At 53.4% G+C, this 23128-nt stretch carries 20 protein-coding genes; 15 read left to right on the top strand and 5 right to left on the bottom strand.

The features are described from left to right. The first annotated feature begins 28 nt into the window (after positions 1 to 28). The 14 genes from LC431_RS17305 (at position 29) to LC431_RS17240 (ending at position 16747) form a co-directional block, all read left to right on the top strand. Positions 29 to 1480 carry a tagaturonate reductase gene (locus LC431_RS17305; protein WP_166860880.1) on the top strand — a complete coding sequence of 484 codons (1452 nt, stop codon included), beginning with the start codon at positions 29 to 31 and terminating at the stop codon, positions 1478 to 1480. Positions 1481 to 1490: 10 nt separating this feature from the next. Further along, complete coding sequence (locus tag LC431_RS17300; RefSeq protein WP_037035079.1) at positions 1491 to 2981, top strand: UxaA family hydrolase; 1491 nt, start codon at positions 1491 to 1493, stop codon at positions 2979 to 2981. 96 nt (positions 2982 to 3077) lie between these two features. Next, complete coding sequence (locus LC431_RS17295; protein ID WP_013577199.1) at positions 3078 to 3632, top strand: YgjV family protein; 555 nt, start codon at positions 3078 to 3080, stop codon at positions 3630 to 3632. Positions 3633 to 3826: 194 nt separating this feature from the next. Further along, positions 3827 to 5506 carry an alpha-amylase family glycosyl hydrolase gene (locus LC431_RS17290; RefSeq protein ID WP_223510125.1) on the top strand — a complete coding sequence of 560 codons (1680 nt, stop codon included), beginning with the start codon at positions 3827 to 3829 and terminating at the stop codon, positions 5504 to 5506. 106 nt (positions 5507 to 5612) lie between these two features. Next, positions 5613 to 6905, top strand: a complete 1293-nt coding sequence (locus LC431_RS17285) for an ABC transporter substrate-binding protein (RefSeq protein ID WP_191996256.1) — start codon at positions 5613 to 5615, stop codon at positions 6903 to 6905. Between the two features lie 30 nt (positions 6906 to 6935). Then, the gene (locus LC431_RS17280; RefSeq protein WP_013577196.1) at positions 6936 to 7817 is read left to right on the top strand and encodes a carbohydrate ABC transporter permease; all 882 of its coding nucleotides are present in this window, start codon (positions 6936 to 6938) and stop codon (positions 7815 to 7817) included. Beyond that, on the top strand, positions 7804 to 8649 hold the full coding sequence (locus LC431_RS17275) for a carbohydrate ABC transporter permease (protein ID WP_013577195.1): 846 nt from the start codon (positions 7804 to 7806) through the stop codon (positions 8647 to 8649). The genes LC431_RS17280 and LC431_RS17275 overlap by 14 nt, the downstream gene beginning before the upstream one ends. Positions 8650 to 8692: 43 nt before the next feature. Further along, positions 8693 to 9745 (top strand): zinc-binding alcohol dehydrogenase, encoded by a 1053-nt coding sequence (locus LC431_RS17270; RefSeq protein WP_013577194.1) that lies wholly within the window; start codon positions 8693 to 8695, stop codon positions 9743 to 9745. A gap of 12 nt (positions 9746 to 9757) precedes the next feature. Further along, complete coding sequence (locus tag LC431_RS17265) at positions 9758 to 10549, top strand: sugar phosphate isomerase/epimerase (RefSeq protein WP_121019674.1); 792 nt, start codon at positions 9758 to 9760, stop codon at positions 10547 to 10549. Between the two features lie 15 nt (positions 10550 to 10564). Then, complete coding sequence (locus LC431_RS17260; protein ID WP_223510124.1) at positions 10565 to 11623, top strand: Gfo/Idh/MocA family protein; 1059 nt, start codon at positions 10565 to 10567, stop codon at positions 11621 to 11623. Next, on the top strand, positions 11620 to 13866 hold the full coding sequence (locus LC431_RS17255; RefSeq protein WP_223510123.1) for a glycoside hydrolase family 65 protein: 2247 nt from the start codon (positions 11620 to 11622) through the stop codon (positions 13864 to 13866). The genes LC431_RS17260 and LC431_RS17255 overlap by 4 nt, the downstream gene beginning before the upstream one ends. After that, positions 13856 to 14539 (top strand): beta-phosphoglucomutase, encoded by a 684-nt coding sequence (gene pgmB / locus LC431_RS17250; RefSeq protein WP_112151036.1) that lies wholly within the window; start codon positions 13856 to 13858, stop codon positions 14537 to 14539. The genes LC431_RS17255 and pgmB overlap by 11 nt, the downstream gene beginning before the upstream one ends. A 9-nt stretch (positions 14540 to 14548) precedes the next feature. Next, positions 14549 to 15637, top strand: a complete 1089-nt coding sequence (locus LC431_RS17245; protein ID WP_112151035.1) for an ABC transporter ATP-binding protein — start codon at positions 14549 to 14551, stop codon at positions 15635 to 15637. 99 nt (positions 15638 to 15736) lie between these two features. Further along, positions 15737 to 16747 (top strand): OmpG family monomeric porin, encoded by a 1011-nt coding sequence (locus tag LC431_RS17240; RefSeq protein ID WP_013577188.1) that lies wholly within the window; start codon positions 15737 to 15739, stop codon positions 16745 to 16747. A 45-nt stretch (positions 16748 to 16792) separates the two neighbouring features. On the opposite strand, the gene LC431_RS17235 is transcribed toward LC431_RS17240, so the two are convergent. From LC431_RS17235 to LC431_RS17215, 5 genes are all read right to left on the bottom strand, one after another. Further along, positions 16793 to 17824, bottom strand: a complete 1032-nt coding sequence (locus LC431_RS17235; protein WP_217244645.1) for a LacI family DNA-binding transcriptional regulator — start codon at positions 17822 to 17824, stop codon at positions 16793 to 16795. A gap of 99 nt (positions 17825 to 17923) precedes the next feature. Continuing rightward, positions 17924 to 18655: a proteasome-type protease gene (locus tag LC431_RS17230; RefSeq protein ID WP_013577186.1), complete on the bottom strand. Its 732-nt coding sequence runs from the start codon at positions 18653 to 18655 to the stop codon at positions 17924 to 17926. A 26-nt stretch (positions 18656 to 18681) separates the two neighbouring features. Further along, on the bottom strand, positions 18682 to 19476 hold the full coding sequence (locus LC431_RS17225) for a transglutaminase family protein (RefSeq protein WP_013577185.1): 795 nt from the start codon (positions 19474 to 19476) through the stop codon (positions 18682 to 18684). Further along, complete coding sequence (locus LC431_RS17220) at positions 19476 to 20417, bottom strand: alpha-E domain-containing protein (protein ID WP_013577184.1); 942 nt, start codon at positions 20415 to 20417, stop codon at positions 19476 to 19478. Before LC431_RS17220 ends, LC431_RS17225 begins: the two co-directional genes overlap by 1 nt. Further along, positions 20411 to 21862, bottom strand: a complete 1452-nt coding sequence (locus LC431_RS17215; RefSeq protein ID WP_013577183.1) for a circularly permuted type 2 ATP-grasp protein — start codon at positions 21860 to 21862, stop codon at positions 20411 to 20413. The genes LC431_RS17220 and LC431_RS17215 overlap by 7 nt, the downstream gene beginning before the upstream one ends. Before the next feature lie 393 nt (positions 21863 to 22255). Between LC431_RS17215 and LC431_RS17210 the strand changes: the two genes are divergently transcribed. After that, a partial coding sequence (locus LC431_RS17210) for a type VI secretion system Vgr family protein (RefSeq protein WP_370633882.1) occupies positions 22256 to 23128 on the top strand: 873 nt, incomplete at its 3' end.

The following is a 23128-nucleotide window of genomic DNA, read 5'->3' as shown; positions in this document are numbered from 1 at the left end:
AGTCTGAGCAAATTAAGGTGAATGTGAGATGCAAAGGTTAAATCGCCGTGACTTCCCTGGCCGTCAACATCCGGACAAAATTATTCAATTCGGTGAAGGTAATTTCCTGCGGGCGTTTGTCGACTGGCAAATCGACCTGCTGAATGAACATACCGATCTGGATGCCGGGATCGTGGTTGTTCGTCCGATTGACACTGACTTTCCGCCTTCACTCAGCACGCAGGATGGTCTGTACACCACCATCATCAGCGGTCTGAACGAGCAGGGGGAAACGGTGCGTGATACCCGGATCATCCGCTCCGTTAACCGCGAAATTAATATCTATCACCAGTTTGATGAATACCTGGCGCTGGCCCGTGACCCGAATATCCGCTTCGTGTTTTCTAACACGACCGAAGCCGGTATCAGCTATGTTGAAAGCGACCGTCCGGACGATACGCCTCCGGCCAGCTTCCCGGCTAAACTGACCCGGTTGCTGTTCGAGCGTTTCAACCATTTCTCCGGCGCGGCCGATAAAGGCTGGGTTCTGCTGCCATGCGAACTGATCGACTACAACGGTGAAGCGTTGCAGGAACTGGTGCTGCGTTACGCACAACTTTGGGCATTGCCAGCGGCATTCACCCAGTGGCTGAAAAACAGCAACACCTTCTGCTCAACGCTGGTTGACCGCATCGTTACCGGTTATCCGCGCAGTGAAGTCGACAGCCTGCAGGAAGAACTGGGCTATCAGGACAGCTTCTTCGACAGTGCCGAACACTTCTATTTATTCGTCATTCAGGGGCCAAAAAGTCTCGCGCAGGAACTGCGTCTGGACAAGCTGCCGCTGAATATCCGTCTGGTTGACGACATCAAACCGTATAAAGAACGCAAAGTGGCGATCCTTAACGGCGCACACACCGCGCTGGTGCCGGTGGCCTTCCTGTCAGGGCTGAACACCGTTGGCGAATCCATGAATGATGCGCAAATCAGCCGCTTTGTCGAACTGGCGATCGCTGAGGAAATCTCGCCGATGCTGGATTTGCCACAGGATGAACTGACGTCCTTTGCCCAGGCGGTACTCAGCCGTTTCCGCAACCCGTTCATTCAGCATCAGCTGCTGTCGATTGCCCTGAACGGCATGACCAAATACCGCACCCGCATTCTGCCGCAACTGCTGGCGAGCCAGGAAAAGAATCAGCTTCTGCCTCCGCGCCTGACCTTTGCACTGGCAGCCTTGCTGGCGTTTTACCGTGGTGAACGTAACGGTGAAATTTATCCGCTGCAGGACGATGCACACTGGTTGAGCCGTTTCTCCGAACTGTGGGGTAACGTGCGTAATGGCAGCCTGCCGTTGGCCGGGCTGGTCGAAACTGTGCTGGCGGATGAAGAACACTGGGGACGTGACCTGAATACCGTGCCGGGTCTGACTGCAAAAGTGACCGAACAATTGCAGTCGATTGAAGACCTTGGCATGCGTGACGCGTTGGCGGCTTACAGCTAAGAGAGCAACTATGCAAAGTATCATTCAAATTCATACCGCTGATAACGTCGCCGTCGCGTTGCGCGATATCGACGCGGGCGAGCAGGTCGAAGCAGGCGGTCACACCGTCGTGTTGGCTCAGCCGGTTGCCCGTGGCCACAAGTTTGCCCTTCGCCAGATTGCGGCGGGGGAGAACATTGTTAAATACGGTCTGCCGATCGGGCATGCGCTGACGGCGATTGAGCCGGGTGTGCATATTCATTCGCAAAACGGTAAAACTAACCTGAGTGATCTGGACGAATACCAGTATCAGCCGGATTTCGCCAGCCTGCCGGAACAGATGGCGGATCGCGATGTGCAGATCTTCCGTCGTAAAAATGGTCAGGTGGGGATCCGTAACGAGCTGTGGTTGATCCCGACCGTTGGTTGCGTCAACGGGATAGCCCGCCAGATCCAGACACGTTTCCTGAAAGAAACCAATGACGCGGAGGGTACCGACGGCGTTTACCTGTTCACGCATCCGTTCGGTTGTTCGCAACTGGGTGACGATCATGTGAACACCCGTACTATGCTGCAAAATATGGTACGCCATCCGAATGCGGGTGCGGTGCTGGTGATCGGCCTTGGTTGTGAAAACAATCAGGTGGACGTGTTCCGTGAAACGCTGGGCGAAGTGGACGAAGAGCGCGTGCGTTTCATGACGCTGCAAAAGTTCGACGACGAAGTGGAAGCCGGTCTGGAACGCCTGCGCGAACTGTATGCTGTAATGCGTGACGATAAACGCGTTGCCGGTAAACTCAGCGAACTGAAATTCGGTCTGGAATGTGGTGGCTCTGATGGTTTATCGGGTATCACCGCTAACCCGCTGCTGGGGCGTTTCTCCGACTACGTGATCGCCAACGGCGGCACTTCCGTGCTGACCGAAGTGCCTGAAATGTTTGGCGCAGAACGTATTCTGATGAGCCGTTGTCGCGATGAAAGTACGTTTGAAAAAACCGTTCACATGGTGAATGATTTCAAACAGTACTTCATCGAACATAATCAGCCGATTTACGAGAACCCGTCTCCGGGTAACAAAGCCGGTGGCATCACTACGCTGGAAGAAAAATCGCTGGGCTGTACACAAAAAGCCGGCCAAAGCCCGGTAATGGACGTGCTGAAATACGGCGAACGCCTGACTACGCCGGGGCTGAACCTGCTGAGTGCGCCGGGTAACGACGCCGTCGCCACCAGTGCGCTGGCAGGTGCGGGCTGTCATATGGTGCTATTCAGTACCGGACGCGGCACGCCTTACGGCGGTTTTGTGCCGACGGTGAAACTGGCAACCAACAGCGAACTGGCCACGAAAAAACCGCACTGGATCGATTTCGATGCCGGACGCCTGATCCACGATGTCAGTATGGATCAGTTACTGGGTGAATTTGTGGATCTGATCGTGGCGATCGCCGATGGCCGCAAAGCCAAAAACGAACTCAATGATTTCCGCGAATTAGCCATTTTTAAAAGCGGTGTCACATTGTAACCGGTCAGGTTTATCGTTAGGATGAAACGGCGTTTCAGTTATGGAACGCCGTTTGCTTTTGCAGCGCAAGACCCCCACGTATGAGACTCCTGACAAATGACGTATTACTGGTTTGCCCAGTCAGTTGGTGTTGTGGCCTTCATGGTCGGCATCACGATGTTTTTCAACCGCAGCGACCGCCGTTTCAAACAACAGCTTTCTGCCTACAGCGCCATTATCGGCGTGCATTTCCTGATGATGGGTGCCGCGCCCGCTGGCATGAGCGCCTTACTGAATTCTCTGCGCACACTGATTTCCCTGCGTACCCGTAACCAGTTGATTATGGTAATTTTCATCGTCCTGACCCTGGTGCTGGGGCTAAGCCGCGCCCATCACTGGATGGAACTCTTACCGGTCGGCGCGACAGTTGTCAGTACCTGGGCGCTGTTCCGCACCAGCGGGCTGACAACCCGCTGCATTATGTGGTGCTCAACCTGCTGCTGGGTGGCACACAACATCTGGCTTGGCTCGATTGGCGGTTCACTTATCGAAGGCAGTTTTCTGGTCATGAACGGTTTTAATATCATTCGCTTCCGCCGCCTGCAATTGCGTGGCATCGATCCGTTTGAGGTCGAGAAGAAGCTAGTGCAGAAGATGGATGAGCAGGGATAGTCCCTGCTTTTTTGTCCTTCATTCGCGTACCCCGCTTATTTTGAATCTGCTCACAGATTGCAATAATAATTCCGCGTTTCCCCCTCTATTGATTCCTTCCGCCTGTTTGCCTCGTTGACAACCTCCGGACGCAGGAGTAATTTCCGATTCCGCGGGAGCGGTCCCACAAAAAGGGAAAGGGAAAAAGGAAAATCATGGACGCTATTCAGGGATTACTGAAACAGATATATGCAGGGAAATTGTCAGCGGTATTCTTAGATGATCTGATTACACGCATTGAGGTTGCCAGAAATCAGATTACCTATACGGCCAAACAGGGATGGGATGAAAAAGATGTGGTATTGATCACCTATGCAGATCAGTTCACGAACAAAGCAGAAAAAACACTTTCAGTATTTGATAGTTTTTATCAGCAGCATCTGGCGGATGTTTTTAATATTGTTCACCTTCTGCCTTTTTATCCTTATTCGTCGGATGATGGTTTCTCGGTGATTGATTATCAGCAGGTCAATCCACTGGCGGGGGACTGGAAAGATATCCGTAAGCTTGGCCAGTCTTCACGACTGATGTTTGATTATGTCTGTAATCATATTTCCGCGAGCAGTGAATGGTTTAAACAATATCTGGCGGGCAATTCGAAATATGAAAACTATTTTATTAGCCTGAACGAAAATAGTGATTTATCTGCCGTGACCCGTCCCCGCAGATCGCCGCTGTTAACGCCTTTCCGCTTTGAAAATGGCGAAACCCGTCATGTCTGGACCACCTTCAGCGCGGATCAGATCGACCTGAATTTTGCGAATCCTGACGTACTGCGTGACATGCTGGACGTGTTACTGAAATACCTGTCGGAAGGCGCTGAATATGTGCGTCTTGATGCTGTGGGCTACATGTGGAAGGAACCCGGCACCTCCTGTATTCATCTGCCCAAAACACATTTACTGGTGAAGCTATTCCGCGCCGTGGTGGAGTATGTTTCACCCGGTACTGTGATTATTACTGAAACCAATGTGCCGCATCAGGACAACATCAGTTACTTTGGTAACGGGTTTGATGAGGCGCAGATGGTCTATCAGTTCCCGCTGCCGCCGCTGGTTCTGCATGCCATTCACAGTGAAAACGGGGAAACGCTGAAACGCTGGGCCGACGGTCTGGATGCCTGCACACCCGCCACCACCTTCTTTAATTTTCTTGCTTCGCATGATGGCATTGGCCTGAACCCGTTGCGCGGATTACTGCCGGAATCAGAGATCCTCAGGCTGGTGGATGCGCTGCAACAGGAAGGCGCGAGGGTGTCGTATAAAAATAATCCGGATGGCAGCACCAGCCCGTATGAAGTCAACGTCACCTATATGGATGCGCTGAACCGGCAGTCGGACGACGACGATATCCGTCTGCAACGCTTCATGCTGGCGCACGCTATTTTGCTGGCATTCCCCGGTGTTCCTGCGGTGTATATCCAAAGTATTCTGGGTTCGCGTAACGATATTCAGGGGGTTGAGAACGCCGGGCATAACCGGGCAATTAACCGGCAGAAATATGATGTCACGGAAATTGGACAGATATTATCTGAACCTGATTCATTACGTGCGCGGGTATTTGGTGAACTGAAGAAATTAATTATCTGCCGAACTGAACAGGCGGCATTTCATCCTTCCGCGCCGATGCGGGTCATAGAATGTCATGAAAGTGTGTTTGCCTTTATCCGGGGGCAGGGAAACCAGGAAATAGTGTGTCTGTTTAACCTTTCCGCTAACAATATTCAGGTAACGCTCCCTTCGGGGGATTATCAGGTCTTACCTTATAATCATTCACTGAAATGTGACGGGGAAATAACATTAAAGCCTTATCAGTATATCTGGTTACGCCATTAATTAAGATGTTCCGTTATTTTTTTTGTATTTAAAGGGTGTGATATTTCACAGGCCAGTGATTTCGGCTGGCTATAAATTAGCAAAGGAGATGTTCATGAATATAAAAATGAAAAGAAAATATATCCTTATAACTCCGTTATTATTATCCGCATTATGTTTATCGGCCTGTGAGGACGCCAAAGAGAGACAGGTCACCATTGAGTTTATGCATTCTTCGGTCGAGCAGGAACGTCAGGTGGTCATTAATCAGCTGATTGCGAAATTTGAACAGGAAAATCCGCAGATCACCATTAAACCGGTGCCGGTGGAAGAAGATGCCTACAACACCAAAGTGATTACGCTGGCCCGTACCGGCGCACTGCCAGCCGTGATTGAAGTCAGTCACGATTACGCCAAAGTGATGGATCAGGAACAGCTGATCGACCGCGATGCCATCAGGCAGGTGATCGACGGCATAGGTGCTGATCAGTTTTATCCCGGCGTATTGCGCATCGTGCGCACGGAAGAAGGCGAGAATTACACCGGCGTACCGATCCATGGCTGGATACAGGGGATCTGGTACAACAAATCACAACTGGCTGACGCCGGATTCTCTGCGCCGCAAAACTGGCAGGATGTCACCCGCATTGCCACGGCATTTAATCAGCCCGCGCGGAAAAAATATGGCATTGCGTTACCGACCGCCGAAAGTGTTTTGACCGAACAGGCTTTCTCGCAGTTTGCGCTTTCCAACGATGCCAACGTATTGAATGCTCAGGGGCAAATCACGGTTAACACGCCGGAAATGCAGCAGGCGCTGGATTATTACCGTCAGCTCGCCACCTTCTCGATGCCTGGTTCCAATGACGTCATGGAAATCAAAGACGCCTTTATGAACGGCACGGTGCCGATGGCGATTTACTCCACTTATATTCTTCCTGCGGTGTACAGCGAAGGCAAAGCCGGTGACCTTGGTTTTGCCGTGCCGACTGAAAAATCCAAAGCCGTTTACGGCACCATCACCTCACTGACCATCTCCAACGGGCTGGATACGCCTGAACGTGAGGCCGCCGAACGGTGGGTGAGCTTCCTCGAAAAACCGGATAACGCGACAGCCTGGGTGCTGATGTCGCCGGGTGCCGCATTGCCGGTGACCCAAGGCGTGACCGGCAATGCCACCTGGCAAAACAATCCGGTGATCAAGGCATTTGGCACGCTGCCGCAAATGCTGGTGAACGAGTTTGCCAATGTGCAGGTGTTCGGTTCCGTCGGGGAGAAAAACTTCGCAGCAATGGGCGATATCACAGGCTCTGCCGTGCTCAGCGAAATGCTCAATGGCGTGACCGTCGGGAAGAAGGATCCGCAGCAGTCACTGGCGGAAGGGCAAAAGCGTATCGAAGCATTGATGCAAAAACGCTAAACGGAGGAGCCTGAATTCTCAGGGAAGATCATGAAATCACGTAAATTTAACCATTCTGACGGTCGTTTTGCGCTGCTTCTGCTCGCCCCCAGCATCTTTTTGCTGGGTCTGCTGGTGGCGTATCCGATGTTGTCGAATATCCAGATCAGCTTTCTGCAAATCCCGCTGAATCCGCGTCTTGATAACCGGTTTGTCGGGCTGGATAACTACATCAGCATTCTCAGCGATCCGGGCTTTTATCACTCGTTGTGGGTGACGTTCTGGTACACCGCACTGGTCGTCGCGGGCAGTACCGGGCTGGGGCTGGGCGTCGCGTTGTTTTTTAACCGTGAGTTCCGCTTTCGCAAAACGGCGCGTTCGCTGGTGATTTTGTCCTATGTCACGCCTTCCATTTCGCTGGTATTTGCCTGGAAATACATGTTCAACAACGGCTACGGCATTGTGAATGTGATCGGTGCTGACATGCTGCATTTGTTCAGCGATGCCCCGCTGTGGTTCGACAATCCGGTCAGCAGCTTCGTGCTGGTGGTGTTGTTCGCCATCTGGCGTTACTTCCCCTACGCCTTTATTTCGTTTCTGGCGATTTTGCAGACCGTCGATAAATCCCTGTACGAAGCCGCAGGCATGGATGGCGCCAATGCCTGGCAGAAATTCCGCATCGTCACGCTGCCCGCCATCATGCCGGTACTGGCAACGGTGGTCACGCTGCGCGCGATCTGGATGTTCTACATGTTTGCCGACGTCTACCTGCTGACCAACAAGGTCAATATTCTGGGTGTGTATCTCTATAAAACCGCCTTCGCCTTTAACGATTTAGGTAAAGCCGCCGCCATATCCATGGTGCTGTTTGCCCTGATCTTTATCGTGATCCTTCTTGCCAGAAAACGGGTGAATATCAATGGCAGCAACTAACCGCAAGATCCTGCGCAAAGCGGGCTTTTATGCCAGCCTGCTGATTTTCCTTGGCGCGATGTTATTTCCTTTTTTCATCATGCTGATGACCTCGTTCAAAAGCAGTAAAGAGGCGATTTCCCGCCATCCGACGCTGTTCCCGCAGGAGTGGGATTTCCATCATTACGTGGATATTTTCAATCCGCAGATTTTCCCGTTCCTCAGTTACTTCAAAAACAGCCTGACCGTGTCGGTACTGGCGTCCGTGATCGCTGTGTTTTTCGGCATCCTGGGCGCTTATGCGTTGTCACGGCTGCGTTTTAAAGGGCGCGTCACCATCAACGCCAGCTTTTATACCGTCTACATGTTTTCCGGCATTTTGCTGGTGGTGCCGCTGTTCAAGATTATTTCGGCGCTGGGCCTGTATGACACCACTACCGCGCTGGTGATCACCATGGTGGTTCAGACCTTGCCGACGGCCGTGTTTATGCTGAAAAGTTACTTCGACACCATTCCTCACGACATTGAAGAAGCGGCGATGATGGACGGGCTTAACCGGCTGCAAATCATTTTCTACATCACCGTACCGCTGGCGATCTCCGGCATTATTTCGGTGTTTGTGTACTGCTTTATGGTGGCGTGGAATGACTATCTCTTCGCCTCCATTTTCCTCTCCAGCTCTGCCAATTTCACCCTGCCTGTCGGCCTGAACACGTTGTTCAGCACACCGGATTATGTCTGGGGAAGAATGATGGCTGCCTCGCTGGTGACCGCGCTGCCGGTTGTCCTGATGTACGCGCTTTCGGAGCGGTTTATCAAAGGCAATCTTACTGACGGCGGCGTAAAAGGCTGACGTTAAAACGCATATTGACTGATTAAAGATGAAGGAATATCCGATGAAAAAACTGGTCGCAACCCAGCCGCGTGTGGCTGAACTGATGGATTATGAGGACCGCCCGGTCGCGGCATATGAAGTCAAAATTCGCGTGAAATTTGGCGCACCGAAACACGGTACCGAAGTGGTAGATTTTCGCGGCGTCAGCCCGTTTATTGACGAGGAGTTTTCGGCTGAATGGGGCATGTTTGTCCCCCGTCCGGCGGATGCGCCGCGCGGTATCGTGTTCGGCGAATTCCAGCTCGGCAACATGGTGGTGGGCACCGTTTGCGAAAAGGGCTGCGAGGTGACGGATTACGCGCTGGGTGATGATGTCTGTACTTACGGACCGCTGAGCGAAACGGTGATCGTCAACGCCGTGAACAATTACAAATTGCGCAAAATGCCCGCCGGTGCCTCATGGAAAAACGCCGTCTGTTATGACCCGGCGCAGTTCGCCATGAGTGGTGTGCGTGACGGCAATGTCCGTGTCGGCGATTTCGTGGTGATTGTCGGGCTGGGGGCGATCGGTCAAATCGCTGTGCAACTGGCGAAAAAGGCCGGTGCCAGCATCGTGATTGGCGTCGATCCGCTGGAAAAACGCGGGGAAATTGCGCTGAAAAACGGCGCGGATGCCGTGTTTAACCCGATCGGTACTGACATCGGGCTGGAGATCAAAAAACTCACCGGCAAACAGGGTGCGGACGTCATCATCGAAACCAGCGGCAATGCCCAGGCATTGCAGGCGGCGCTGCGGGGTATCGCTTACGGCGGCACAATTTCTTATGTCGCCTTTGCCAAACCCTTTGCCGAAGGCTTTAACCTCGGGCGGGAAGCCCACTTTAACAATGCCAAAATCGTCTTTTCCCGCGCATGCAGCGAACCCAATCCCGATTATCCCCGCTGGAGCCGTAAACGCATCGAAGACTCCTGCTGGGAACTGCTGATGAACGGCTACCTGAACTGCGAAGACCTGATCGATCCGGTGGTCACGTTCAGCAACAGCGCGGAGAGCTACATGAAATACGTCGATCAACATCCTGATCAGAGCATCAAGCTCGGCATCACTTTCTAAAAGGACTTAGACATGAAAATCGGTACACAAAATCAGGCATTCTTCCCGGAAAATATTCTGGAGAAATTCAAATTTATCAAGGCAATGGGTTTCGACGGTTTTGAAATTGACGGCAAATTGCTGGTAAATCATCTCGACGAAGTGAAAGCCGCTATCGCCCAAACCGGCCTGCCAGTGATCACCGCCTGCGGCGGCTATGAGGGTTGGATCGGTGATTTCATCGAGGAGCGTCGTCTGAACGGATTGCAGCAAATCACTGCGATTCTGGAAGCCCTTTCGCAGGTCGGCGGTAAAGGGATTATCGTGCCCGCCGCCTGGGGAATGTTTACCTACCGTCTGCCGCCGATGACCTCACCGCGCAGTCAGGCGGGCGACCGTCTGGCGGTCAGCGCATCCTTGCGGGAGCTGGAAAATGTCGCCAGACGCACCGGCACAACGGTGTATCTGGAGCCGCTGAACCGTTATCAGGATCACATGATAAACACGCTGGCGGAGGCACGCCGTTATATCGAAGAGGGCGCGCTTGAGCACGTCAAAATTATCGGTGATTTTTACCATATGAGTATTGAGGAGGATTGCCTCAGCGCTGCGTTCCATCAGCAACGCGATCTGCTCGGCCATGTACATATTGCTGACAATCATCGTTACCAGCCGGGCAGCGGAAGCATTGATTTTGGCTCTGCGTTTGAGCAACTGAAAGAAGATGGCTACGACGGCTATATCGTCTACGAATGCCGCGTGCGGGCAGAAAATCCGACCCAGGCTTATCAGGATTCACTGACTTATCTTCGCAATTTACTCTGACTGACAGGCCGCGAAATGGAATTTATAACGAAACCGGCAGGAACGCTGAAAGTGGCGCTGGTGGGGGCGGGTCAGGTGGCGGAAAAGGTCCATGTAGCCTGTTACCGCCAGCTTCCGGGGCTTGAACTGGTCGCGGTGGTGGATTGCGATACGGCGCGCGCTCAGGCATTTGCCGGGCGCAACGGTATCGCCCGTGCCTTTACCTCACTGGAAGAGATGCTGGAGGCTGAACGGCCCGACATCGTCAGCATCTGTACGCCCAACCTTTTCCATCATCAGCAAGTGATCACGGCATTGCAGCACGGCTGTCATGTGTTCTGTGAAAAACCGCCTGCCATGACCGCCGCGCAGGCGCTGGAAATGTGGCAGGCGGCGGAACAGGCTGGCCGGCTTCTGGCCTATGACTTTCATCACCGTTTCGCCGAAGATGCGCGCATTTTACGCCAGAAAGTCGCAGTGGGAGAACTGGGTGAGGTTTATGTCACCACCGCGCGCGCCCTGCGCCGCTGCGGCGTGCCCGGCTGGGGCAATTTCACGGATAAAACGCAGTCCGGCGGCGGACCGCTGATCGACATCGGCATTCATATGCTGGATGCCGCCATGTACGTGCTCGGCTTTCCGGCGGTGCGCAAAGTCACCGCGCAGATGTTTCAGAAAATCGGTAACCGCAAAAGTGAAGGGCAATTCGGAAGCTGGGATCCGCAGAAATACAGCGTGGAAGATTCAGTATTTGCCGCGATTGAGTTCTGCAACGGCGGGTTGCTGCGTCTGGAAACGGCGTTTGCGCTGAATATTCAGCCGCAATCGGTGATGAATGTTGAGTTTTGCGGTGATAAGGCCGGTGCCACACTGTTTCCTGCCCAGGTGTATACCGATGAAAAGGGTGAACTGGTGAGGTTATTCCACCGGGAGGTTGCCGACGATCAGCGCCATGTTCGCAGCGTTCAGGCGTTTGTGGCGGCGGTTCGCGGGGAAACGGTGAGTCTGGCAGACGCGGAACAGGGATACCGGATCCAGCAACTGGTGGCGGCTGTCTATCAGTCGGCAGAGTCGGGGGAGAGCGTGTATCTATGATTCAGCCTCAGATCCTGCCCGAAGCACCGTTTTCACCACATCGCCTGAATAAGTACGGCAGCCTGCATACCTGCGGCAATGGCCGGATTGGTATCCGTGGCTGTCACGAAGAAGCCTATACCGATCAACAGCGGGGCATGTTTGTCGCGGGTTTTTATCACCGTGCGAATACGACCGAAGTCACCGAACTGGTGAATCTGCCGGATATTATTGGTATGCGCATTGAGCTGGACGGCGAAAGTTTATCGCTGCTTTCCGGCACGCTGCTGTCCTATCAGCGTGAACTGCGCACCATGAACGGTGAGCTGTATCGCGAACTGGTCTGGCAGTCGCCCGCCGGTCAGCGGTTCAAAATCGAAACCCGTCGTTTTGTGGCGCTTTCTCCGCTGACGCTGGTGGCGAGCCGTTTAACTGTCACCGCGCTGGATGCGGATGCACATTTGTGCGTGAGCACCGGCATTGATGCAACGCTCACCAACAGCGGCAGACAGCATCTGAATGAATGTTCAGTGCGGGTTTTCGATCAAAACGTTTTACAAGGCGGTTATCAGACCACAGACGGCCAGCAGCAGGCGATCATCACCAGCCAGTGCCTGTTTCCTGCCCGCGCCAGCAGCAGTTTTTCGTCGAAAAACCGCCAGTTACTGCAACATATCAGCCTGCCGTTATCTGCCGGTGAAGCGGTGACGCTGGAGAAATTCAGCTGGATTGCCACGTCGCTCGATGCAGATTTCCTGCCAGAAAACACCTTCGCAGCACGCTGCCTGAAGGCCCTGCTGGAACACGCGCAGCAAGGTTACGGACACCTGCTGATGGAAAATACCCGCCACTGGCAGCATTACTGGCAGGCATCACGGGTCTGTGTGGCGTCAGATGATCCCCAGGATCAACGTGCACTGGATTTTGCACTGTATCACCTGAAGCTGATGATCCCGGCGCATGACGCGCGCGCCAGCGTGGCGGCGAAAGGGCTGACCGGCGAAGGCTATAAAGGGCATGTTTTCTGGGATACCGAAATATTTATCCTGCCTTTTGCCCTGCTGAATGCGTCTGAACAGGCGCGAAAACTGCTGGAATACCGCTATCTGCATCTGGCGCAGGCGCAGGACAAAGCCCGGCAGAACGGTTATCAGGGCGCACTGTTTCCGTGGGAAAGCGCGTTCAGCGGCGAAGAGGAAACGCCTGAATTTGCCGCGATCAATATCCGTACCGGTCAGCGGCAACGGGTGGCATCGGCGCTGGCAGAACATCATCTGGTGGCAGATATCGCCTATGCCACGGTGGGCTATTTCCAGGCCACGCTCGACACGGAATTTATGCAACAAATGGGACTGGCGCTGCTGAAAGAAACCGCGCGGTTCTGGATGAGCCGCGCTGAATGGCGTGACGACCGGCTGGCAATTCTCAACGTCATCGGGCCGGATGAATACACCGAACATGTTGATAATAATGCGTTTACCAATTATATGGCGCAGTACAACGTCCGGGAGGCCTGCCGGTATCTGCATGAATTTAATCATGAGGACGCCGCATTCTTTGCGCAGGCGGAAGATTTTCTGACGCACCTGTATCTGCCGCAGCCCGATGTGCAGGGTGTGATCGCGCAGGATGATTCCTTCCTCAGCAAACCGCAATGCGACCTGACAGCCTATAAATCCCGGCAGGGCACACAGGCCATTTTGCTGGATTATTCCCGTGCGGAAATCAACGAGATGCAGATTCTGAAACAGGCCGATGTGGTCATGCTCATGCAACTGCTGCCCGCCCAGTTCACACCACAATGTCAGGCAGCCAGCCTCAGTTTTTATGAACCGCGTACGATTCACGACTCTTCGCTGAGTAAATCGGTGCATGCGATTGTGGCCGCCCGGACCGGGCAGGTCGCACAGGCATTGCAGTTTTACCGCGAGGCGTGCCGCATCGATTTGGGCGAAGAACCTCACTCTTCGGACGACGGTATTCATGCGGCCGCCACGGCCGCTATCTGGACGGGGGCGCTGATGGGGTTTGCGGGGCTGGATTATCAGTCAGGCGAACTGCATTTCCGGCCCTCGCTGCCGCAGGGCTGGACGCGGTTACAGTTTCCCCTTTGCTGGCGTGGAACGCGCCTGACGGTGTCTCTCGAACCCCGGCAACTTACCCTCAGCAAAACGGATGCCCGGCCGCTGAAGGTCTGGATCAACGGCATCTCTCACACATTTACGGAAAGCCTCATTCTGAAAGGATCTCATGATGAAAACTGAACCCCTGCCGCGTGCCGTTATTTTTGACCTCGATGGTGTGGTGGTCGATACCGCGCACCTGCATTTTATGGCCTGGCAACGACTGGCGCAGCGTATCGGGATCCCCATCGATGCTGCGTTTAATGAGCAACTGAAGGGCGTCAGTCGTCAGGAATCGCTGTTGAAGATCCTCGCTGTGGGCGGAAAAACCGGAACTTTTACGCAGGCAGAATGTGACGCAATGGCGGCGGAGAAAAATGACGATTATGTCGGATTACTCGCCGGGCTGACCACGGCGGACATTTTGCCGGGGATCAGTGAATTGCTGCACACGTTGCGTGACCAGGGCGTACTCACCGGTCTGGCTTCCGTTTCACAAAATGCCCCGCAGGTGCTCAGGGCGTTAGGACTGGAGCAGGCTTTCGATTATGTCGCGGACGCCCGCCGGATCACGCATTCCAAACCGCATCCGGAAATTTTCCTCAAGGTTTGCGAGGCGCTGAATATCGCGCCGCAGCATGCCGCAGGGATAGAGGATGCGCAGGCGGGGATTGATGCATTACGTGCCGGAGGCATTTTCTCGATTGGCATTGGCGCCACGCTGGAAGGGGCAAATCACCGTCTGGATTCTACCGACGGGCTGTCGTGGGCGGTTATCAGGCAACTATGGTTGCATCATCAGGCTGATATTTAAGGAAAAATTATGGCTCAGATTTCACTGCAACACATTCAGAAAATTTACGACAAACAGGTTCACGTGGTGAAGGATTTCAATCTGGAGATCGCGGATAAAGAATTTATCGTGTTTGTCGGGCCATCCGGCTGCGGAAAATCTACCACCCTGCGTATGATCGCCGGGCTGGAGGAAATTTCTTCCGGCGACCTGCTGATCGACGGCGTGCGCATGAACGACGTCGCACCGAAAGATCGCGAGATAGCGATGGTATTTCAGAACTATGCGCTTTACCCGCATATGTCCGTGTACGACAACATGGCGTTTGGCCTGAAACTGAGAAAGATTGCGCCGGAGGAAATCAGTCAGCGCGTGGAGTATGCGGCCCAGATCCTCGGGCTGAATGAGTATCTGGCGCGACGTCCGGGGGCGTTATCCGGCGGCCAGCGTCAGCGCGTCGCGCTCGGGCGCGCGATTGTGCGTGATGCCAAAGTCTTTCTGATGGACGAACCGCTGTCGAACCTCGATGCCAAACTGCGGGTACAGATGCGGGCCGAAATCAGCAAGCTGCACCATAAACTCAATACGACGATGATTTATGTCACCCATGATCAGACCGAAGCTATGACCATGGCGACGCGGATTGTGGTGATGAAAGACGGCATTATCCAGCAGGTTGGCGCGCCTAAAACGGTCTATAACCATCCACAAAATATGTTTGTGGCCGGTTTTATTGGATCACCTGCGATGAACTTTATCCGTGGTGCGCTGGATGGCAACTTTTTCGTGACGGAAAGTCTGCATATTCCGGTGCCTGAAGACAAACTGACGATATTGAATGCACGGGGTTATCAACGTAAACCGCTGGTACTCGGGATCCGTCCTGAAGATATCGCCGGTGCAGAGCAGCAGAACGCACATTTTGACGCGCGAATTACGGTGGCTGAACTGACCGGAGCAGAATTTATGTTGTATTGCTCGATTGGCGGTCATGAATTTGTCTGCCGTTCAAACGCTAATACTGATTATCAGGCCGGACAATTATTATCCCTGTGCTTTGATATGAATAAATGTCATTTCTTTGATTGTGAAACTGAGGAAGTCATTACCGCGCATTAATAAGTTATGTCACTAACGTGTATAAATAACACGAATTTTAAAAGAGGTTATCCGTTGTTTTAATATCCATCTGTCCCTACTGTAAAAGGAATTATTATAATGAAAATGAAAGTGGCTGCCGCATTATTATGCGGCACAGTCTGCTCGTCGGCTTTTTCCGCTGAGAGCGAAAGCGTAAATAAAAATGAAGATCATAATTCACCGGCAATGCTGACGCCGGTACCGATCGGTAACGTTGCGTTACCTGCTGAACCCTGGAAGGTGCAGATCGGCGCCATGCAGGAAACAGAGAACACAGAAGGTCAGGGCGATAAAGACGGCGCTTATGAACCGACGGTATTTGTTAACTTCAGCAAAGGAAAGTGGAACTTCTACGGCGCATTTTATCAGGAAGACCATAACGTCGATTACTCCGAAGATACCCGAAGTGACTGGTTTAATCAGGTCGAATTCGATATGCATTATCAGTTTGTGGATAACGCAGATTATGCGCTGGGGCTGATGCTCGGTTTCAGGAACTATCAGTGGCAATATAATGAAGATAAAAAGAAAGAGGGCAATTCTTATAATACCCAGCGTTATACCATTCAGCCAGACTGGTCGGTGTCGCTTAGTCCTGCGTTGAAATATAACGGCTGGATGGCGTTGTATAATTATTATAACAGTATGGACGATAACGGTTATCTGAATAAAGAGTTTGAAGGTGAAACCGGTTTGAAATACAGTTTCACCGACGATATCGCGATGCAGGTCAGTTATTATTTAGATCGCGGATGGAATACCGGTGACAGCCAGCGCGGGGAATTCGCTAAACAGGAAGCGCGTATCTATTTGCCGGTGAGCTTCGATCTTTTCTCCAGCGGGAAAACCGTGCTGACGCCTTATGCCCGCCGGACGCTGGATACCTATTATTACAATGATGATCGCGGAGAACGCGAAGGAGAAACCGATACGCGATTCGGGTTGTTAATCAATCAGCCTTTACCCAACGGTTTTGCCATCTCACTGGAATATGCCTACGAATTGCAGTTGCACGATAATACCGATGCCAGCGCCAATGCGAAGACTAAATTCCATTATACCGGTGTCGGTGTCACCTATTCTTTCTGATGCCTCTCATCACCCAACCGGAAGCTGTTTTCCGGTTGGGTTTTCTTATTCTCCGGCAGTGATTTCTATGGCGGAATGATTCACCACCAGCTGTGTCGGCACCAGCGTGCGGGAATGCGCGCCGGGACGATCGAAAATTTTATCGAACAGCACACCGCAACCCTGCCAGCCTAATTCGCGGATAGGAATTTCAATGCCGGTCAGCCCCGGAGACAGGATCGGCGAAATATTGTCGCTGCTGTAACCGGTGATGGACATTTCGTCGGGAATGATCTTTTTCTGTTCATGGGCCGCGCGGTAAATGCTCATGACTTTCACGGCATCCGTGGCGAAAACGGCCGTCGGCGGATGCGCCTTTTGCAGCAATGTCGTCGCCGCCAGATAAGCGCTTTCGGTGGTATAACCGCCGTCAATCATCAGGCCCGGTTGCGCAGTCAGACCGGCATCCTGCATGGCGCGTTTATAACCGGCAAGGCGGTCAATGGAAACGTGATAATCCAGCGGCGCGTGCAGGCAGGCAATATCCTGGTGACCGAGCGAAATAAGATGTTCTGTCAGCCGGTAACTGTCCTGAAAATTATCGGTATCGACGGAAAAGACGTGCTGATATGTTCCTTCAATATTGCCAATCACCACCACAGGAACCTGATAATTATCTAACTGTTCCAGAATATATTCATCGGCGGGTGAACTGAGCATTATCACGCCTTTCACCATTTTTTCCGTTATTTTAGCGACACACTTTTGCAGATCTTCTTCGCTATTTTTGGACGTCTGCAAAATAACGTCAAAACCCTCTTCTTCCGCTCTCAGCGCAATGGATTGCAATATTTCGGAGAAGAAAGGGTTCCCGGCGGTTGTTTTGGTCGAACGGGTGGATATCACTAAAATCGCATCAAAACCTTTGGATGTCAGCGCCCGCGCCAGTTTGCTTGGCTGATAATTCAGCGTGCGGATAGCATCCAGCACGCGCTCACGGGCATCTGGCGAAATATTGGTTTGGTTGGTAATAACTCTGGAAACGGTAGATTTGGACACTTTTGCCAGACGGGCAATATCATAAATAGTGACTGCCACAATACATGCACCTCAAATATCCGTATTAAGGACGGGATATTGATAATACGGGGCAGGTCTGAGGTTGTCCATTTTCCCCAGACCTGATGTGGCGGATTATTACTCGTCTAATTTCAGCGGCGGCAACTGCGCAAAAATGCTCAGCAGCCCTTCGCCCCAGCCTTTGCGGATCATGTCGAAATACGGGTGTGTTTCGGTGATCCGGTGCTGTTGCGCGGCGCTGAAGCTGTCTGTCGGATAGGTCATCACATCCAGCGGCAGGCCGACGGAAAGATTACTGCGTAATGTGGAGTCCATCGAAATCAGCGCACATTGCATCGCCTGATCCAGCGCGGTGTCGTAGCTCAGTACGCGATCGATAATCGGCTTACCGTACTTACTCTCACCAATCTGGAAATACGGCGTGTCGTGCGTGGCTTCGATGAAATTCCCCTGCGGATAAATGTGGAACAGCCGCTGACCCTCACCTTTAATCTGTCCGCCGAGCAACAGATTGCAGCTGAAATCTGTATTGCCCCCCTGATTTGCGCCGCTGTCCCGTGCAATCACTTCACGCACCGTTTCACCCAGCAGGCTGGCGGCATCGTAAAGCGACTTCACGTTCAGCAGGTTTTCCCGCTCATCGTCTGCGCAGCGACGATGCAGCAGACTGATAATGCTCTGTGTGGTCGCCAGATTTCCGGCACTCTGGATCACCAGCACGCGTTCATCGCTTTGATGAAAAACATGCAGTTTACGGAAGGTGGAAATATGGTCCACTCCGGCATTGGTGCGTGAATCTGAAACAAACACCAGGCCAGAGGACAAGCGCATGGCCACACAGTAAGTCATAAAAAGGTTTCCTCAGGTATTCAGGATCATTGCGGAACGTCGAGTATGGCAACGGCCGCGACAGTGCGCATGTCTTCGCTTCCTCCCCCTAACCGGATACCGCGGACCGGGCATGCATCAAGATAATCTATGCCGATAGCCAGTTTCAAATGCTGATTCGGTTTACAGGTGTTATTGGTGACATCGAAGCTCTGCCAGCGGTCATCCAGCCAGGCTTCCGCCCACGCATGCATGGCCACATGCGCCGAGTCTTCCGAGTAAAGATAGCCGCTGACGTAACGCGCCGGGATGCCCAGGCTGCGGCAGCAGGCCAGGAAAACGTGTGTGTGATCCTGACATACGCCGGTTTGTGCTGAAAAGGCTTGTGAGGCGCTGTCTTTCACCGTGGTGCTGCCGGGGTTGTAAGGCATTTTCAGCAGCAGTTCGCCCATCAGGCTGCACAGACTTTCATGCTGTGCCTGCGGCCGGTAATAACGGCTGGCGAAATCGCGGATCGCGCCATCGGCCAGGGTCAGCGGGCTGGTGCGCAAAAACACCAGCGGCGAGAGATGCCCGCAATTATCGTCTTCCGTATTGTCTTCAATCTCGACCACGCCGTTGGCTTCAATGGTGATCGCCTGATGGGGTTGATCGAGCGTCAGGACATGCAGCACATTGCCATAGGCATCCAGCGTGCGGGTGGCATATTCCGGCAAGGTCAGATCCCACGACAAAATCTTCTGATGGCTGGAATCCTGCGGTGTGAGGCGCAGATATTGCGTGCTGTGTTTAACCTGTTGCGCATAGCTGTAATGCGTCTGATGTGTGACATTCAGTTTCATTATTGGGCCTCCAGATAGGTTTGATGAATGCTCTCAGCGATGGCATTGGTCTGATCCAGAAACTGCATCAACCAGGGGCTGAGACCCATCTCAACAATCTCGTCCATTTCGGTGAAGCGAAGCTGAGCATGAAGGGTATGGACACGGCGACGTGGCAAATTGCCTGCGCTGCCGCCGATTTCCTCCAGCTGTTCGGCCATGATTTCGACACAGGAAAGCAGAGAACGCGGTAACTCGCGGCGCAGTATCAGCAGCTCGGCAATACGTTTCTGGCTAAGTTGCTGCTTATAAAGCGTGTGGAACGCTTCGCGGGCGCTGACCGCACGCAGCAGCGTGTCCATCCGGTAGTACTCGCGCACCGGATCTTCATCGGCATTCAGTAACTGATTTTTGGCATCCAGCAGGCGGGCGGTGCTGTCCGCCCGCTCAAGCATGGTGCCGAGGCGGATAAAGTTCAGTGCATCACTGCGCAGTAATGTGCCGAACATCGCACCGCGAAACAGATGTGAGCGCTCCTTGACCCAGTCGAAGAAAGCGTCTGCACCGGCAGAACCGACGCCCTGACGGCGGATCAGTTTCATCTCTATCCAGGTGGCATTGATGCTTTCCCAGACTTCAGAAGAAAGACTGCCGCGCACCGCATGCGCATTGTTCCAGGCCATTTGCAGGCAACTGAAAATGCTGCTGTGGTTGAAGCTGTCCAGAGCGAAGAAGTTGAGCAGATTACCCATCGACTCCTGCGGATAGTGCTCGTTGAACAGTGTCCGCGTACCGGTCATGGTCAGCGGTACCAGTAAATCATTGTTTTCATCGCGTGCGTTGACGTCACGGATCGACATCATCGACAGCTTATTAGTCACGTCCAGCAGGCGTGCAATATTCTCGGCGCGTTCCAGATAACGCGCCATCCAGTACAGTTCGCTGGCTGTTCTGCTTAGCATGCGTCATCCTCCGTCGGATTTTCTTCCAGCACCCAGGTATCTTTGGTCCCGCCGCCCTGAGATGAATTCACTACCAGCGAGCCTTCTTCCAGCGCTACGCGGGTTAATCCGCCCGGCACCAGACGAATTTCGGCGCCGGTCAGCGCAAAGGGCCGCAGGTCGATATGACGCGGTGCCAGCCCGTTACCGACAAAGGTCGGGCAGGTGGAAAGCGCCAGCGTTTCCTGCGCGATGTAGTTTTCCGGGCGGATGCGCAGTAATTCGCGGAAGCGTTCAATTTCTGCCTTGCTGGCCGTCGGCCCAATCAGCATGCCGTAACCGCCTGCGCCATGAACCTCTTTCACCACCATTTTTTCCAGGTTTGCCAGCACGAAAGACAGATCGCTTTCCTTGCGGCATTGCCACGTCGGCACGTTATTGAGGATCGGATCCTCCGCCAGGTAGTAACGGATCATCTCCGGTACATACGGGTAGATCGATTTATCATCCGCCACGCCGGTACCGATCGCATTCGCCAGCACCACACCACCGGATCGATACACCGACAGCAGGCCGGGAACCCCGAGCATGGAATCGGCGCGGAACGCCAGCGGATCGAGGAAGGCGTCGTCGATACGCCGGTAGATCACGTCAATCTTGCACGGTCCGGCGGTGGTGCGCATAAACACCGCGCCGTCTTTCACGAACAGATCGACGCTTTCTACCAGTTCAACGCCCATTTGTTGTGCGAGGAAACTGTGCTCGAAATAGGCACTGTTAAAGCGGCCCGGCGTCAGTACCACGACGGTCGGATCGTTGACGGTGGTGCTTTCGCGCAGGGTTTGCAGTAAGTGGGAAGGGTAGCGGGAAACCGGCGCGATACGCTGCTCGGCAAACAATTCGGGATATAACCGCATCATCATTTTGCGGTTTTCCATCATGTAAGACACACCGGACGGCGTGCGCAGGTTGTCTTCCAGCACGTAGTATTCGCCATCGCCTCCCCGCACCATATCGGTTCCGGCAATGTGGGCATAGGTATCACGGTGAAGATCGATGCCCTGCATGCAGGGCTGATACTGATCGTTGGCCAGCACCTGTTCGGCGGGCACGATCCCTGCCTTGAGGATCTTCTGGTCATGATAAATATCATGCAGAAAAGCATTAAGCGCCTGAACCCGCTGACGGATCCCGCGATCAAGCATCTGCCATTCGCTGGCCGGAATAATGCGTGGCACGCTGTCAAACGGGATCAGCCGTTCCGCGCCATCATCTTCGCCATAAACATTAAAGGTAATCCCCACCCGGTGAAACAACAGCGCAGCTTCCTCTTTTTTGCGCTGGACTGCCTGTTGATCGGCTTGCTGCAACCACTGCCAGTAGGCCTGATAATGGCTGCGGTGTTTGCCTTCAGCCATCAACATTTCATCAAAAAAGGGTGAATCGGAAAGGTCAATCTTGATCATCATCACCTCACAAACTGGACAGGCTGCAATTGAATCGTTCAACAACAATGAAGATCAGGCATAAAGTGTGCCAGCGTGCAAAACGGGCTGAAAATCAGGGGAAAAGGGGCCGGCCTGCCCTGTTCGGGTGCAGCGCGCTTTCAAGTTGAGTGAAAAGAGGGCAGAAATGATTAGGTTACTGTAAGTATGATCGTTGATGAGGCAATCGCCATTGATGATATGAAAACAACAAAAAAACTTATGGATACATTAATTATGTTTAGTATTTCTGTGCATCATCACATTCGCATTCTCCGGATCCTGATACAAAATTCCCACAATTTCACCATGTGAATACAGTTTCCTTACACCCCGAAAAGCAGGATGCTTTTCACATGCCAACCAGGGACCGGAATGGACACACTTTCCCGCTACTCACTTGATATCTGGAACAGCCCTTACAGTCTGGACGTGCTGAACTTTCGCGGCGAGGAACAGCTCAGCGAGACTTTTTCCTACACTGTTGACGTCACCTGCCCCGAACCGGATATCGGTGCCGCGCAGATGCTGCGCCAGTTCGCCAGCTTTACGATGGGCACGCCTTTCCAGCCGGAACGCGCCGTGTACGGCGTTATCCGTGACTTTCAGCGCCTGTCGACCTCCGCCGACGAAACCCTTTACCGCCTCGAGCTGGTGCCGCGCCTGCGGCTGCTGGAAAACAGCACCAACAGCTTTATTTTTCAGAACCAGTCGGTGCCCGAAGTGGCGGAGTTTATCCTGCGCAAACACGGGCTCGAGGGGCAGGATTTTGAGTTTCGCCTCAGCCACACCTACCCCGACCGCGAGCTTATCACCCAGTGGGGCGAGACCGACCTGCAGTTTATAAAACGCATTCTGGCCGAGGTCGGTATCTGGTTCCGCTTTGAGGCGGACACCCGCCTGACGTGTGAAAGGGTGCTGTTCGGCGACGGGCCGGAGCAGTACCAGTTTGGCGTGACCCTGCCGTACTGCGAGCCGTCGGGGATGCGCGACGGCCACGCCGAAAGCGTCTGGGGGCTGAAAATCCACTGGAACGCTGTCACCGGCAAAATCTTTAAACGCGATTACAACTACCGCGAGGCCACCACGCCGCTGGACGTCAGCGCGCAGGTGCGCAGCGCCGCGCCGGTGACCGGCGAAAGCTACCTGTACGCCCGCCCTTACCGCGAGGCCGGTGAGGACGTGGACGCCGCCGCCGAAACCGGCGCGTTCTACGCCCGCATCCGCCATGAACGTAAACTCAATCAT

The organism is Rahnella sp. GSA61A (assembly GCF_019969905.1).
GTDB classification, from domain to species: domain Bacteria; phylum Pseudomonadota; class Gammaproteobacteria; order Enterobacterales; family Enterobacteriaceae; genus Rahnella; species Rahnella aceris.
The sequence above is the reverse complement of the archived record's forward strand: the minus strand, read 5'-3'. Positions and strand labels throughout refer to the sequence as shown.

Excerpts from the sequence above, each read along its gene's own strand:
- LC431_RS17265 (WP_121019674.1), top strand. The coding sequence starts at position 9,758 with ATGAAAATCGGTACACAAAATCAGGCATTCTTCCCGGAAAATATTCTG.
- LC431_RS17285 (WP_191996256.1), top strand. The coding sequence starts at position 5,613 with ATGAAAAGAAAATATATCCTTATAACTCCGTTATTATTATCCGCATTA.
- LC431_RS17260 (WP_223510124.1), top strand. The coding sequence starts at position 10,565 with ATGGAATTTATAACGAAACCGGCAGGAACGCTGAAAGTGGCGCTGGTG.
- LC431_RS17220 (WP_013577184.1), bottom strand. The coding sequence starts at position 20,417 with ATGCTAAGCAGAACAGCCAGCGAACTGTACTGGATGGCGCGTTATCTG.
- LC431_RS17275 (WP_013577195.1), top strand. The coding sequence starts at position 7,804 with ATGGCAGCAACTAACCGCAAGATCCTGCGCAAAGCGGGCTTTTATGCC.
- LC431_RS17230 (WP_013577186.1), bottom strand. The coding sequence starts at position 18,655 with ATGACTTACTGTGTGGCCATGCGCTTGTCCTCTGGCCTGGTGTTTGTT.
- LC431_RS17300 (WP_037035079.1), top strand. The coding sequence starts at position 1,491 with ATGCAAAGTATCATTCAAATTCATACCGCTGATAACGTCGCCGTCGCG.
- LC431_RS17215 (WP_013577183.1), bottom strand. The coding sequence starts at position 21,862 with ATGATCAAGATTGACCTTTCCGATTCACCCTTTTTTGATGAAATGTTG.
- LC431_RS17225 (WP_013577185.1), bottom strand. The coding sequence starts at position 19,476 with ATGAAACTGAATGTCACACATCAGACGCATTACAGCTATGCGCAACAG.
- LC431_RS17280 (WP_013577196.1), top strand. The coding sequence starts at position 6,936 with ATGAAATCACGTAAATTTAACCATTCTGACGGTCGTTTTGCGCTGCTT.
- LC431_RS17240 (WP_013577188.1), top strand. The coding sequence starts at position 15,737 with ATGAAAATGAAAGTGGCTGCCGCATTATTATGCGGCACAGTCTGCTCG.
- LC431_RS17295 (WP_013577199.1), top strand. The coding sequence starts at position 3,078 with ATGACGTATTACTGGTTTGCCCAGTCAGTTGGTGTTGTGGCCTTCATG.
- LC431_RS17305 (WP_166860880.1), top strand. The coding sequence starts at position 29 with ATGCAAAGGTTAAATCGCCGTGACTTCCCTGGCCGTCAACATCCGGAC.
- LC431_RS17290 (WP_223510125.1), top strand. The coding sequence starts at position 3,827 with ATGGACGCTATTCAGGGATTACTGAAACAGATATATGCAGGGAAATTG.
- LC431_RS17245 (WP_112151035.1), top strand. The coding sequence starts at position 14,549 with ATGGCTCAGATTTCACTGCAACACATTCAGAAAATTTACGACAAACAG.
- LC431_RS17255 (WP_223510123.1), top strand. The coding sequence starts at position 11,620 with ATGATTCAGCCTCAGATCCTGCCCGAAGCACCGTTTTCACCACATCGC.
- pgmB (WP_112151036.1), top strand. The coding sequence starts at position 13,856 with ATGAAAACTGAACCCCTGCCGCGTGCCGTTATTTTTGACCTCGATGGT.
- LC431_RS17270 (WP_013577194.1), top strand. The coding sequence starts at position 8,693 with ATGAAAAAACTGGTCGCAACCCAGCCGCGTGTGGCTGAACTGATGGAT.